This window comes from Lentibacillus sediminis, from assembly GCF_002763455.1.
Taxonomy (GTDB): Bacteria; Bacillota; Bacilli; order Bacillales; family Amphibacillaceae; genus Lentibacillus_D; species Lentibacillus_D sediminis_A.
Genome location: NZ_NIXK01000002.1, coordinates 297,265 through 310,994, shown reverse-complemented (window position 1 = coordinate 310,994; position 13,730 = coordinate 297,265). Strand labels below are relative to the sequence as shown.

Here is a 13,730-nt window from a genome sequence, read left to right as displayed (position 1 = left end):
AAAATAAGGTAAAGGCTATTGCCTGAATGATTTAGGCTGAGTTTTCTAAAAATGGATGGTGTTTATTATGGAGATTGGAGCAAGGCTGAAAGAAGCAAGAGTTGCGCAAAACCTTTCACTAGATAGTTTGCAAGAAACGACGAAGATACAAAAACGGTATTTGCTGGCTATTGAAGAAGGGAACTTTCAAATCCTTCCGGGCAAATTCTATGCCAGGGCATTTATTAAAGAATACGCTGCAGCGGTTGGGCTGGATCCAAACGAACTTCTGGAAGAATATAAAGATGAAGTGCCAAAAACGGAAGAAGACAATGAAGTGCAGTATACAAGGATGCAAAGAACGAAAAAGGTGAGCAATCCGGAAAAAAGTTCGAACGTTTTCTCAATTATTCCGACCATTATTGTTATCCTCCTGGTGATCGGCATTTTTGCTGTTGCCTGGTATTTCATCCAGCAGGCTATGGCGACTGATGGAAGCCAGCCGGTAGAGGATCCAAATGACAACGTGATTATTAATGAACCGGCTGACAATGAGAACCCAAGCAATGCAGACAGTGGTGCAGAAGACGAGGAGACTGCTTCCGGAACTGATGAAAACGGGTCCGCAGATGAAACTGGCTCTGATTCTGAAGGCGGAGAAGATACAGAGGACACCACTGAAAGTGAAAATGAAGGCACCTTTGAAGTCGTTGAAGAGAGTGCAGCCGGTGGACGGGCGGAGGCGACATTAGATTTTGCCCATAACAGTGACGAAGTAGAAATCACAATGGAATCCTCTGGTGATACCTGGCTGGAAGTTGAAAATGAAGCAGGAGAATCCCTTTATTACAATACGCTGACAGAGGAGGCTTCACCAGAGGAGCTGACTGTCGCGAGCGGGGAAAGCATCTATTTTAATATCGGCAATGCTTCTGATTTGACGATTACAATAAATGGAACAGAACTGGAGTATCCTGCCAATCCAGATGAATATGTCGTCCAGCAAATCTGGGTGAATGTACAATAGATATGTGCATCCGCCGTTTGCTGTCAAAACCCTTCCCTGCGAGGAAGGGTTTTATACCTTATAGAACTGGAGGAATTACCAAATGAATGTACCAAATAAAATCACCTTGTCTCGAATTTTTTTAATCCCTGTTTTTATTGTACTGTTAAGCGTTCCATTTAACTGGGGAGCATGGAATATTGGGCAGGCGGAGCTGCCGGTGTCCCACTTCCTGGCAGCAATCTTGTTTATTATCGCCTCTACTACCGATTGGGTGGATGGCTATTATGCCCGTAAGTATAACCTCGTCACAAATCTCGGGAAATTTCTCGACCCACTTGCGGACAAATTGCTTGTTTCTGCGGCACTTATTTTATTGGTTGAGATGGGTCTTGCACCGGCATGGATTGTTATTCTGATCATTAGCAGAGAATTCGCCGTAACTGGACTGCGGCTGGTTGCTGCCGGTGAAGGGATTGTGCTTGCCGCAAGCAGCATGGGAAAGCTGAAAACCGTTACGCAGATTGTTGCCACTGCCGCTCTTCTGCTCCATAACTTCCCTTTCTCTTATATTGGCTTTCCGTTTGGTACAATAATGCTTTATGCGGCATTATTCTTTACTGTTTATTCCGGAATTGATTATTTTGTAAAAAACTGGCATGTAATGAGGGATTCCAAATGAAAAATTCAATGAATGCGGAAATTATCGCTGTCGGAACAGAGCTGCTTTTGGGGCAAATTTCCAATACGAACGCCCAGTGGCTTTCCGAGCAGCTCGCCCATACCGGGATCAATGTGTTTCATCATGCGGTGGTTGGTGATAATCTGTATCGGGTGGAAGAAATATTTTCTCAGGCGCAAAATCGTTCGGATGTAATTATCGTTACAGGAGGACTGGGGCCGACAGAAGATGATATGACAAGAGAAGCGTTTCAGCGCATAAGCGGTATGGAGCTTATCGAGCATCAGCCGACCATGGATAAGATCACTTCTTATTTCACCGCGGCAAACACGGTGATGACACCAAATAACCGGAAGCAGGCCCGTGTGTTTAAGCATGCCGGAGTTTTGGAAAACAACGCAGGCATGGCACCGGGGATGATCGTCAACCATGAAGAGAAAATCTGGATTTTCCTGCCGGGTGTTCCAAGGGAAATGAAGCATTTGGCGGAAAAGGATGTTTTGCCATATCTGCGAAAAACAGCAGGAACGGACGGATTGATTAAATCGACAGTATTAAAATTTTCCGGGATTGGAGAGTCGGCGCTTGAAGATTCCTTAAGCGAGCTGATCCGCAGTCAAAGCAATCCAACTATTGCTCCTCTGGCTCAGAATGACGGTGTGGTGCTGCGCTTGACAGCAAAAGCAGGGAATGCCCAAGAGGCGGATCAGCTGCTTCAGAATACCAAACAAACGATTCTCCAAAAAGTTGGTGGCTATTTTTATGGAACAGATACGGACACAATCGAGGGACAGATAGTTAGCCGGTTAAGACATCACGGCAAGAAAATTGCTGCTGCGGAAAGTCTGACAGGCGGAATGTTTACAGAGCGGCTGGTTTCTGCCCGGGGAGCTTCTGAGGTCTTAAGTGGAGGAATTGTATCCTATCATACAGACGTGAAACAGGAAGTGCTTGGCGTTTCCTCCCAAACCATTGAAAAGCATGGCACAGTCAGCAAAGAATGTGCCTTAGAAATGGCCAGGCGTGTCCGTGAATTATTGAATACATCGGTTGGCATCAGTTTCACCGGAGTGGCTGGTCCTGACGGGATAGAGGGGAAGCCGGCGGGCACGGTATATATTGCCCTGTCTGACAAGGACAGCGATGATCAGGTGGAATTGTTTACCTTTCAGGGCAGCCGCAATTCCATCAGGGAAAGGGCCAGTAAAAAAGGTTTGGAAATTCTTTTTAAACACTTAAAATAGTCATTTGCCGGGTATATGGGAAAGAAAAAACAAATTTTAGCAGTGGTGTAATAGTGGAAAATATGATTTTGCAGCTTAAATACAGCTGAAAATCGCAGAACGTTTATTCGTTTTTTGCTTGGCAAATACCGAAAAAGAGTGTATGATAGAGATAACAAGGGAAAGGGAGGCATTTACATTGAGTGATAGAAAACAAGCATTAGATAACGCATTAAGACAGATAGAAAAGCAGTTTGGCAAAGGATCCATTATGAAAATGGGAGATCAGGCGGAGCAAAAAATTGCAACGATTCCGAGCGGTTCCCTGGCATTGGATGTCGCACTTGGCATTGGCGGATATCCGCGGGGGCGGGTCGTGGAAATTTACGGTCCGGAGTCTTCCGGGAAGACGACAGTGGCGTTGCACGCGATCGCTGAAGCACAGAATAAGGGAGGACAGGCTGCATTTATTGATGCAGAGCATGCGCTTGATCCTACCTATGCAAGAGCACTTGGAGTAAATGTAGAAGAACTGCTGCTGTCCCAGCCTGATACGGGTGAGCAGGCGCTGGAAATTGCCGAAGCGCTCGTCCGCAGCGGAGCAGTGGACATTATTGTGGTAGACTCTGTCGCTGCACTTGTTCCCAAAGCGGAAATCGAAGGAGACATGGGGGATGCTCATGTCGGGCTGCAGGCAAGACTGATGTCCCAAGCATTGCGCAAACTCTCCGGAGCCATCAATAAATCGAAAACCACCGCCATTTTCATCAACCAGATCAGAGAAAAGGTCGGAGTAATGTTTGGCAATCCGGAAACTACGCCAGGCGGACGGGCACTTAAATTCTATTCCTCTGTCCGGCTTGAAGTACGCAGAGCTGAAAGTCTGAAGCAAGGAAACGAAATGGTCGGAAACAGAGCAAGAATCAAAGTCGTTAAAAATAAGGTAGCCCCTCCGTTCAAACAAGCGGAAGTGGATATTATGTATGGGGAAGGGATCTCCAGAGAGGGAGAAATCCTTGACATCGGCTCAGAACTGGATATTGTCGACAAAAGCGGTGCCTGGTATTCCTATAACAAGGAAAGGCTCGGACAGGGCAGGGAAAACTCCAAACAGTACCTGAAAGAGAACGTGGAGGTACAAGCAGAAATTCATGAAGCCATCCGCAGTCATTATCAGCTGGATGACAAGCCAAATGAAGAAGCAAAAGAGGAAGAAGGAGTTGGACAGGGCAGCCTGGATGTGTAGATAATGAAACAATCCTTTACTGACTTAATCAGTAAGGGATTGTTTTATTTCTTGCGACCGCAGAAAGAATTCTTAACTAAAGAAAGAAGAAAATTATGGCTAAGCCCCTGTATGTCAGGGGTGTCCAAGCTGCTCGTGCGGAAGCTAAAAAATTCCTTCCTTAAATAGTTGTGACGTTTCCTTGACATTTGCGTAACAGGTAATTAAAATTAATATGTATAATTTTATACTTTTTGTTATAAGATGTATGGTTATTTATGCACAGGAACATGGTACATGCCGACAATAATGAATTGTACAACTTTATAGCAATAGGAGGTGAAATCGTGGAAATTATTTATGTAATCATCTCCATTTTGCTTACTCTGATCGTCGGTATTGTTGTTGGTTATCTGATTCGTAAATCTATTGCAGAAGCTAAAATTTCCAGCGCCGAAACGTTGGCAAAGCAAATCGTTGACGAGGCGAACCGGAATGCAGATGCCGCTAAGAAAGAGGCACTTCTTGAGGCAAAGGATGAAATTCATACCCTGCGCCGCCAGACAGAAGACGAACTGCGGGAACGACGCACAGAAACACAAAAGCAGGAAAATCGTCTGACACAAAAAGAAGATAATCTGGACAGAAAAGATGAATCATTGGACAAGCGTGAGCTCTTGTTAGAGAAAAAGGAACAATCACTAACAGACAAACAACAACAAATTGAAGAAATGGAAAGCAAAGTGGAAGTGATGAAACAAGAGCAGCAAACAGAGCTTGAGCGCATTTCAGGATATACAACGGAGCAGGCCAAACAGGTTGTTTTTGAAAAGATCGAGCAAGAGGTTGCCCATGATGCTGCCTTAATGGTGAAGGAAGCCGAAAATCGCGCAAAAGAGGAAGCAGACAAAAAGGCAAAAGACATTCTCTCTTTAGCCTTGCAGCGCTGTGCAGCAGATCATGTGGCTGAAACGACAGTCTCGGTAGTTAATCTTCCAAACGATGAAATGAAAGGCCGGATCATTGGACGGGAAGGCCGTAATATCCGTACCTTGGAGACATTGACAGGGATTGATTTGATTATTGATGACACGCCGGAAGCTGTTATCTTATCAGGTTTCGATCCAATCCGCAGGGAAACGGCAAGAATGGCATTGGAAAAACTCGTGCAGGACGGCAGAATTCATCCGGCACGCATCGAGGAAATGGTGGATAAGGCCCGTCGCGAGGTCGATGATCATATCCGGGAAATCGGAGAAGAGACGACATTTGAAGTTGGGGTGCATGGATTGCATCCAGATCTGATCAAAATACTTGGCCGTTTGAAATACCGGACAAGCTACGGGCAAAATGTCCTGAAACACTCAACAGAGGTGGCATACCTCTCCGGACTGCTTGCTGCTGAATTAGGTGAAGATGTAACGCTGGCAAAAAGAGCTGGTCTGCTTCATGATATTGGCAAGGCCATTGATCATGAGGTGGAAGGAAGCCACGTTGAAATCGGCAAAGAACTTGCCATCAAATACAAGGAACATGAAGTGGTCATTAATTCGGTCGCATCCCACCACGGGGACGAGGAGCCCACTTCAGTAATTTCTGTATTAGTGGCTGCAGCAGATGCTTTATCTGCCGCCCGCCCTGGCGCAAGAAGTGAAACACTGGAAAACTACATCAAGCGGCTGGAGAAACTCGAAGAAATCTCTGAATCCTTTGCTGGTGTAGAGAAATCTTTCGCGATCCAGGCCGGAAGAGAGATCCGGATCATGGTGAAGCCGGATGAAATTGATGATATTCAATCTGTAAGCATTGCCCGCGATATACGGAAACGGATAGAATCAGAACTTGACTATCCTGGTCATATTAAAGTGACGGTAATCCGGGAAACACGATCCGTTGAATATGCTAAATAATCAACCTCTCATTTAGAACAGGGGAGGAAGGAAAAAAGCGGTCACTTGACCGCTTTTTTTCTGTTTTGACATTGTCTGCACTTTATGAAAAACTTAAAGTACTAAAAAACAGGTAGGATGATAGCGAATGAAGATTTTGTTTATAGGCGACGTGGTGGGTGCTCCCGGCCGGGAAATGGTTCAGGAATATTTGCCTAAATTAAAAGAGAAGCACCGGCCAAACATGACGATTATCAATGGAGAGAATGCAGCTGCCGGCAAGGGAATAACAGAAAAAATATATAAGCAGTTTCTAGAATGGGGTGCTCAAGTAATCACCATGGGCAACCATATGTGGGACAAGAAAGAAATTTTCGAGTTTATCGATGAGGCCAAATATATGTTGCGACCAGCTAATTTCCCTAAAGGAACACCAGGCAAAGGGCTGATTTTTGTCAACTTGAATGGGGTGGAAGTCGCCGTTATCAATCTTCAGGGACGGACCTTCCTTCCGGCTATTGACGATCCATTTACCGCTTTAGATGAATTGATTCGGGAAGCAAAAAAGCGCACCAATATTATTTTTGTAGATTTCCACGCGGAGGCTACTAGTGAAAAGCAGGCACTGGGCTGGTATGCAGATGGACGGGTCAGTACGGTTGTCGGCACCCATACCCATACGCAAACAGCGGATGAGCGAATTCTGCCTGGAGGAACAGCCTATATTACGGATACGGGGATGACTGGCCCCTATGACGGAATATTGGGTGTAGAAAGAGAGGCAGTGCTGAAACGGTTTCTGACATCTATGCCGGTACGTTTTGAAATCCCGAAAGAGGGAAGAAAACAACTAAATGGGTTTATCGTGACGGTTGATCCAAAGAGCGGCAAGGCATCCAAGGCAGAAAGAATCCTCATAAACGATGACCATCCTTACTTTGGGTGATAGAATTGTTCGAATTATTAAGGCTCACAGGGAATAAGCGAACCTCTCCACGAATATAGTAGCTGTATGATGACAATAGCATACAAAGGAGGTACCAGTCATGGAAGTATTAAAGGTTTCAGCAAAATCAAACCCAAATTCAGTAGCAGGTGCACTTGCAAACGTATTAAGGGAAAGAGGTTCAGCAGAAATCCAGGCAATCGGAGCTGGCGCGATAAACCAGTCCGTCAAAGCGGTGGCCATCGCAAGAGGTTTTGTCGCTCCGAGTGGAGTGGATTTAATTTGTATTCCCGCCTTTACGGACATTACCATTGATAATGAGGAACGAACAGCCATTAAGCTAATTATAGAACCCAGATAGACAAAAAACAATCCGGGGATAGTGTTGCGTAGAAGCGTAACGCTATTTTTTTGTTATGGTTCTTTTTTTTGCAAGTTTAGTGCTTATTTATGTCGCAGTAGATGAAAACTGCGACATAGGCTGCCGCTGCGGAAATACCCCTCGCTTTCCGCGGGAAGCTGCCGAGCCTCCTCGCGCTGACGCGCTGTGGGGTCTCGCCTATGCTTTTCATCCCGCAGGAGTCTCGGGGTATTTCCTCCGCTAACGGTGTGCTTTTTAAAAGCAACTAAAAGTTACCCACTCTGTTGGTAGTGGTTGGGGCTGACGGCAGACGACTCCTGCATGTGTCTAGACCTGAGCAGGAAGCACTTTTAAACCGTGCTTGCGGAAAGCTACTGCCTGCAACAGAAATCAACTATCAAGAGTGGTGGTTGATTTAAACAGCAGTAGAGTCAAAAAACACATCAGTCAGCGGAGGAAATATACGGAGACTCCTGCGGGAGGAATGGCCTCGGTGAGACCCCGCAGTGCGATAGCACAAGGGGGCTCACCAGCCACCCGCGGAAAGCGTAGTATATTTCCGCAGCGGCGATAATGAACCCATTGATTTATGTCGCAGTCTATAGATAAAAAGACAAACGCCTTTCGGTGGGCCGAATAGTCGCAGTCCCAATCTTTTAGAAAAAAACCTTTGATAAAATGCTTTCTACAATGGGCATTGGAAACTTTGCTATAACAACCTCTCTGCACTTTGAGAATTGATAGCCTGTTTTGCTTTATTCCACTCCCCGCCATCAGCAGGATATTTTAGTTGCTTTCTGCTTGCGATCTGTTGTTAAATTTGCTTATAGGCTTTATACTGTAATAATGTACATCTATGCAAATGGCTGTCTTCATAAACGAAAAAGGAGTGGCAGAATGAACGAGCAGCAGCTTAGGGAACAAGCGCAAATTAAACAAATCGATCCTTCTCAAGATCAGACATCTGATAAAAATAACATAGAACGAATTAAACAGCTGTCCAGTGACGAACTGATCAGCAAATATTTTCAGGCCGAGTATCAGCCGCAGTCTCCTGATATTAAGAAGGCAAGGAAGCGGCGCAAGGAAGACGTGCAGTTTCATTATGATTTTTCCATTCCGGAAGATATGCAGCACATCGGGGAAGGAAAAAAGTTTCTTATTCGTACATACGGCTGTCAAATGAATGAACATGACACAGAAGTGATGGCAGGAATTCTGACAGAAATGGGCTATGAATCCACCTCTGAGACAGCGGAGGCAGATATTATTTTGCTGAATACCTGTGCGATCAGGGAAAATGCCGAGAATAAAGTATTTGGGGAAATCGGCCATTTGAAGCCATTAAAGCTGGAGAATCCTGATTTAATCATCGGGGTATGCGGCTGTATGTCCCAGGAAGAGTCCGTAGTTAATCGCATCCTGAAAAAACATCAGCACATCGATCTGATTTTTGGCACCCATAATATTCACCGCCTGCCGCAGCTCGTCAAAGAAGCGTTGTTCGGCAAAGAGATGATTGTGGAAGTCTGGTCCAAAGAAGGCGATGTCATCGAAAACCTGCCCAGAGCGAGAAAAGGAAAGATTAAAGCATGGGTCAATATCATGTATGGCTGTGATAAATTTTGCACCTATTGCATTGTGCCGATGACACGCGGTAAAGAAAGAAGCCGGCGGCCGGAGGACATTATCCAGGAGGTGCGACACCTTGTTGCCCAGGGGTATCAGGAAGTCACCCTTCTTGGGCAGAACGTAAATGCCTACGGAAAAGATTTTGCGGATCTAGAATACGGGCTTGGCGATCTGATGGATGACATTCACAAAATTGATATACCGAGAGTCCGGTTTACCACCTCCCATCCGCGGGACTTCGACGACCGTTTGATTGAAGTGCTGGCAAAAGGCGGCAATTTGCTGGATCATATTCACCTGCCTGTTCAGTCCGGCAGCAGTGAAATTTTGAAGAAAATGAACCGCAAATATACAAGAGAAGAATACCTGGAATTGGTGAGAAAGATCCGGACAGCAATGCCGAACGCCACCCTGACGACGGATATCATTGTCGGGTTCCCGAATGAGACAGAAGAGCAATTTGAAGAAACCATGACTCTTGTCGAGGAAGTCGGGTTTGAGGCTGCCTATACGTTTATCTATTCCCCGCGTGATGGGACTCCGGCTGCCCGGAAACAGGACGATGTGCCGGAAGAAGTGAAGAAGCAGCGGCTGTACCGGCTGAATGACCTTGTGAACAAGCAGTCGGCAGCTTCGATGAGTACCTATCAGAATAAAACAGTGAAGGTGCTTGTGGAAGGGGAAAGCAAAAAAGATCCGGATGTACTGGCCGGCTACACGGAAAGAAACAAGCTTGTCAATTTCCAAGGCCCTAAATCAGCCATTGGAAAAATTGTGGATGTGACCATAACGGAAGCAAAGACCTGGTCCTTAAACGGTGTAATGGCAGAAAATACAGTTGAGGTGAACTAATATGGCTGAGTATACACGCAAAGAAGTGCTCGATGAAGCGAGAAAACTGGCAGGCATGCTGTCAAACACGGAAGAGATTGACCGTTTCAAACAAGTGGAAGCAAAAATTAATGAAAATAAAAAGGTACAGCAGCTGATTCAAAAAATAAAAACCCTGCAAAAACAGGCAGTGAACTTTCAGGCATATGAAAAAACCGAAGCGCTGAAAAATGTGGAAGCAGAAATTGATCGGCTGCAGGCAGAAATTGATGCCATTCCGGTTGTTCAGGAATTCAAGGAAATTCAAGTAGTGGTCAATGATGTCCTGCAATTGGTTTCCGGTACAATTGCCCGGGAAGTGACCAACAATGTCATTGAATCAACTGGCGGAGATATTTTGGCTGGCGAGACCGGTTCAAAAATGAAAAAAAGCTCTGGCTGCGCCCATTAGTTATTACGGAGAATGCGCCGGCAAGCGGCTCTCTGTTCGACCCCGCTGGCATCAATAGAAATACAAAACCAGGCAAGGAACTAATCCTGCCTGGTTTTCCTTTTCCGCTCTTTTCTCAGTCACTTATGCACTTTAGGTATTTGTCTTGCATAAAATGACTATGAAAATAGAGGAGGTAAACGTAATTATGTCTTTTCTCGAAAATGACTACAGAGAAATCATCACAAAAGCTGTCATCGGCAAAGGGCGCAAGTTCACCAAAGACACCCACACCGTCTCGCCGTCACATAGACCCTCCAGCATTTTGGGCTGCTGGGTGATCAATCATTTATACAATGCCAAGAAAAAATCCGAGGATACCGTGGAAATCACTGGAAGCTACGATATTAACATCTGGTATTCGTACAATGACAATACGAAAACAGAGGTGGTAACAGAGCGGGTGAACTACCATGACCTCGTACCGCTTAGTGTCAAAGATGACAAATCGCTGGATGATGATTGTGACGTTATCGCTAAAGTGATGCAGCAGCCGAACTGCCTGGAATGCAAGATTACACACAAGGGGCAGAAGATTGCAGTAGAAATTGAGCGTGAATTTGTTGTTCAGGTAATTGGGGAGACCAAATTGCGCGTCAAGGTTGATCCAAAATGGGAATATGGTGACGATGATGAGGAAAGCTGGGACTTTGAGCTTACCGATGATGAATTATCCGATGTCGAGCCGGATTTTCTGGATAAAAAGGATTAAAGAAAATTACGAGGGATCTCTTCTCTCGTAATTTTTTTCTGTAAAAATAAGGGTGTCCAGTGGGGAGATCATTTCTCCTTTCTCTGTCTCTAAACGGTCGCCTTTCTTTTTTTAAATGTGCTATAATTAAAGGAAGTTATTTCGTGATTGTTGGAGGATCAGACATGGCAAAACACACACCAATGATGGAGCAATATCTAAAAATCAAAGCAGATTATAAAGATGCTTTTTTGTTTTTCCGTTTAGGCGATTTTTACGAGATGTTTTTTGATGATGCGATTCAAGCGGCAAGGGAACTGGAAATTACTCTGACCAAGCGTGACCCAGGTCAGAAAGAACCGATTCCTATGTGCGGCGTACCCTATCATTCAGCGGAAAATTACATAAAAACTTTAATTAGTAAAGGCTATAAAGTAGCAATATGTGAGCAGGTGGAAGACCCAAAAACAGCCAAAGGGGTTGTCAAACGGGAGGTCATCCAGCTGATTACGCCAGGGACTGTCATGGAAAGCACGATGCTTGAGGAAGGGAAAAACAACTACATTGCCAGCCTTTCGCACTTTCCGGATGAAACCTATACCGTGGTCTATAACGACTTATCAACAGGGGAAAATCGAATTGCCCTTATTTCGCTTGGCTGGGATGCGGTGATTCATGAATTGTACAACCAGCCGATTCGTGAGGTAGTTATCGCTTCAAGTCTGCCGGACGAGCTGCAGCAGCAGCTCCGTGACAGGCTGCAGGTGACCTTATCCTATCAGGACGAAGTGACATTTAACGCAGAATACAGGGACCTGTGTGAGAACCTGCATGATGAGCGTTTAGTGGAGGGCTTCAGTCGTTTGTTAAACTATATTCAATCCACCCAGAAACGCTCGCTTGATCATCTTCAGCAGGCGGAAGTGATTGAACTGAAAAATCATTTATCGCTTGATATGTACTCCAAGCGTAATTTGGAATTGACCGAGACGATGATTAAAAAAGGAAAGCATGGCAGCCTCTTATGGGTGCTGGATCATACTGTCACAGCAATGGGGGCAAGAATGCTGAAAAAGTGGCTCGAACGGCCGCTCTTGAGCAGAGGGAAAATTGAAGCAAGACTGGATGTCGCAGAAGGTTTTTACCGCGGGTTTATCGAACGGGAAGATTTGCGGGAAACACTGAAGTCCGTTTATGATCTGGAGCGCCTGGCGGGAAGAGTCGCATTTGGCAATGTAAATGCCAGGGATTTGATGCAAGTAAAGCAGTCACTGAAAAAAATTCCCGCACTGAAAGAGGTCCTGCAGCAATTTGAACAGAAAGAAATACAGAAATTAGCCGATTCTCTTGCTTACCCCAGGGAAATCGTGGAACTTTTGGATGCCAGTTTAATAGAGGAGCCCCCTATCTCAATAAAAGACGGCTCGATCATTAAGGATGGATATCATACACAGCTGGACACCTACAGAGATGCTTCAAGAAATGGTAAACAGTGGATTGCCGAACTGGAGCAGAAGGAAAAACAGGAGACCGGAATCAAATCACTGAAAATCGGCTACAACCGGGTTTTTGGCTATTATATTGAAGTGACCAGAGCGAACCTGCACCTGCTTCCTGAAGGCAGATATGAACGGAAACAGACGCTGACTAATGCTGAACGCTATATTACACCGGAATTAAAAGAAAAAGAACAGCTGATCCTGGAGGCGGAAGAAAAAAGTGTGGATTTGGAATATAGGCTGTTTATCGAAATACGTGAGCAGTTAAAGGAATTTATCCCGCAGCTGCAGCATCTCGCGGAAACAGTCAGCACCATTGATGTTCTGCAGTCATTTGCGGCCGTCAGTGAAGCCAATCAGTTTAAGCGTCCGACGTTTACTGATGGACGTTTAATGGTAAAAAAAAGCAGACATCCGGTCGTCGAACAGGTGATGACGGACGGTTCCTTTGTGCCAAATGATATCTCTCTCGACGAGGAAAAGCGAATGCTGCTGATTACAGGTCCGAATATGTCCGGAAAAAGCACCTATATGCGGCAGCTTGCCCTGACGGTAATTATGGGGCAAATCGGCTGCTTTGTTCCGGCGGATGAAGCGGAATTGCCGATCTTTGATCAGATTTTCACGCGCATTGGAGCGGCTGATGATCTGGTATCGGGGCAGAGCACGTTTATGGTGGAAATGCTGGAAGCCAATCATGCCTTACAGCAAGCCACGGACCGGAGTTTGCTTTTGCTTGATGAAATCGGGCGCGGGACAAGCACGTATGACGGTATGGCATTAGCCCAGGCGATTATTGAGTATATCCATGAACACATTCAGGCAAAAACCTTGTTTTCCACCCATTATCATGAACTGACAGCCCTGGAAGAGCCCCTGGCAAACCTGAAAAATGTCCACGTAAGGGCGGAAGAACATCAAGGGAATGTGGTTTTTCTCCATCAGATCAAAGAAGGAGCGGCAGATGAAAGCTACGGTATCTATGTCGCCAAATTAGCCGGGTTGCCGGAAGCGTTAATCGGCAGGGCGAGTGCTATCCTGCAGCAGCTGGAAGCCGGAAATGAAGCGGCTTCTGCTGAAGAAGTATCAGAACCCGGGCAGCTATCCTTTTTTGCAGAGGAAGGACCACCCGAAAAGAAAGAAAAGACCACGGCGAGGGAGAGCAAGGTTATCCGTGATTTAAAAGAGCTTGATTTGTTTGCCATGACACCTTTAGAAGCGATGAATGCCCTCCATCAGTTGCAGAAAGCGGCAAAAAAACAGTAATACGGCAGAA

11 protein-coding genes are annotated in these 13,730 nt (G+C 45.5%); all 11 read left to right on the top strand.

Annotated features, from left to right (window positions below; translation table 11 throughout):
• The first annotated feature begins 67 nt into the window (after window positions 1–67).
• The 11 genes from CEG13_RS05655 to mutS all read left to right on the top strand — a co-directional run bounded on the left by CEG13_RS05655 (window position 68) and on the right by mutS (window position 13,720).
• Window positions 68–1,006 carry a helix-turn-helix domain-containing protein gene (locus CEG13_RS05655; RefSeq protein ID WP_100010899.1) on the top strand — a complete coding sequence of 313 codons (939 nt, stop codon included), beginning with the start codon at window positions 68–70 and terminating at the stop codon, window positions 1,004–1,006.
• 82 nt (window positions 1,007–1,088) lie between these two features.
• Window positions 1,089–1,667 (top strand): CDP-diacylglycerol--glycerol-3-phosphate 3-phosphatidyltransferase, encoded by a 579-nt coding sequence (pgsA, locus tag CEG13_RS05650; RefSeq protein WP_100010898.1) that lies wholly within the window; start codon window positions 1,089–1,091, stop codon window positions 1,665–1,667.
• Window positions 1,664–2,911 carry a competence/damage-inducible protein A gene (locus CEG13_RS05645; protein WP_100010897.1) on the top strand — a complete coding sequence of 416 codons (1,248 nt, stop codon included), beginning with the start codon at window positions 1,664–1,666 and terminating at the stop codon, window positions 2,909–2,911. Before pgsA ends, CEG13_RS05645 begins: the two co-directional genes overlap by 4 nt.
• A gap of 178 nt (window positions 2,912–3,089) precedes the next feature.
• Window positions 3,090–4,136, top strand: coding sequence for a recombinase RecA (gene recA / locus CEG13_RS05640; RefSeq protein WP_100010896.1), 1,047 nt, complete (start codon window positions 3,090–3,092; stop codon window positions 4,134–4,136).
• Window positions 4,137–4,393: 257 nt separating this feature from the next.
• A complete protein-coding gene (rny, locus tag CEG13_RS05635) occupies window positions 4,394–6,025 on the top strand; it encodes a ribonuclease Y (RefSeq protein WP_420843789.1) in 1,632 nt (543 codons plus the stop codon).
• Between the two features lie 127 nt (window positions 6,026–6,152).
• Complete coding sequence (locus CEG13_RS05630) at window positions 6,153–6,950, top strand: TIGR00282 family metallophosphoesterase (RefSeq protein ID WP_100010894.1); 798 nt, start codon at window positions 6,153–6,155, stop codon at window positions 6,948–6,950.
• A 100-nt stretch (window positions 6,951–7,050) separates the two neighbouring features.
• A complete protein-coding gene (locus CEG13_RS05625) occupies window positions 7,051–7,311 on the top strand; it encodes a stage V sporulation protein S (protein ID WP_100010893.1) in 261 nt (86 codons plus the stop codon).
• Window positions 7,312–8,208: 897 nt separating this feature from the next.
• On the top strand, window positions 8,209–9,795 hold the full coding sequence (miaB, locus tag CEG13_RS05620) for a tRNA (N6-isopentenyl adenosine(37)-C2)-methylthiotransferase MiaB (protein ID WP_100010892.1): 1,587 nt from the start codon (window positions 8,209–8,211) through the stop codon (window positions 9,793–9,795).
• Between the two features lies 1 nt (window position 9,796).
• A complete protein-coding gene (locus tag CEG13_RS05615; RefSeq protein WP_100010891.1) occupies window positions 9,797–10,225 on the top strand; it encodes a YlbF/YmcA family competence regulator in 429 nt (142 codons plus the stop codon).
• A gap of 187 nt (window positions 10,226–10,412) precedes the next feature.
• Window positions 10,413–10,976, top strand: a complete 564-nt coding sequence (locus CEG13_RS05610; protein ID WP_100010890.1) for an outer spore coat protein CotE — start codon at window positions 10,413–10,415, stop codon at window positions 10,974–10,976.
• 164 nt (window positions 10,977–11,140) lie between these two features.
• The gene (gene mutS, locus CEG13_RS05605; RefSeq protein ID WP_100010889.1) at window positions 11,141–13,720 is read left to right on the top strand and encodes a DNA mismatch repair protein MutS; all 2,580 of its coding nucleotides are present in this window, start codon (window positions 11,141–11,143) and stop codon (window positions 13,718–13,720) included.
• The last annotated feature ends 10 nt before the right edge of the window (window positions 13,721–13,730 follow it).

Excerpts from the sequence above, each read along its gene's own strand:
- CEG13_RS05655 (WP_100010899.1), top strand. The coding sequence starts at position 68 with ATGGAGATTGGAGCAAGGCTGAAAGAAGCAAGAGTTGCGCAAAACCTT.
- pgsA (WP_100010898.1), top strand. The coding sequence starts at position 1,089 with ATGAATGTACCAAATAAAATCACCTTGTCTCGAATTTTTTTAATCCCT.
- CEG13_RS05645 (WP_100010897.1), top strand. The coding sequence starts at position 1,664 with ATGAAAAATTCAATGAATGCGGAAATTATCGCTGTCGGAACAGAGCTG.
- rny (WP_420843789.1), top strand. The coding sequence starts at position 4,394 with ATGCACAGGAACATGGTACATGCCGACAATAATGAATTGTACAACTTT.
- CEG13_RS05630 (WP_100010894.1), top strand. The coding sequence starts at position 6,153 with ATGAAGATTTTGTTTATAGGCGACGTGGTGGGTGCTCCCGGCCGGGAA.
- CEG13_RS05625 (WP_100010893.1), top strand. The coding sequence starts at position 7,051 with ATGGAAGTATTAAAGGTTTCAGCAAAATCAAACCCAAATTCAGTAGCA.
- miaB (WP_100010892.1), top strand. The coding sequence starts at position 8,209 with ATGAACGAGCAGCAGCTTAGGGAACAAGCGCAAATTAAACAAATCGAT.
- CEG13_RS05615 (WP_100010891.1), top strand. The coding sequence starts at position 9,797 with ATGGCTGAGTATACACGCAAAGAAGTGCTCGATGAAGCGAGAAAACTG.
- CEG13_RS05610 (WP_100010890.1), top strand. The coding sequence starts at position 10,413 with ATGTCTTTTCTCGAAAATGACTACAGAGAAATCATCACAAAAGCTGTC.
- mutS (WP_100010889.1), top strand. The coding sequence starts at position 11,141 with ATGGCAAAACACACACCAATGATGGAGCAATATCTAAAAATCAAAGCA.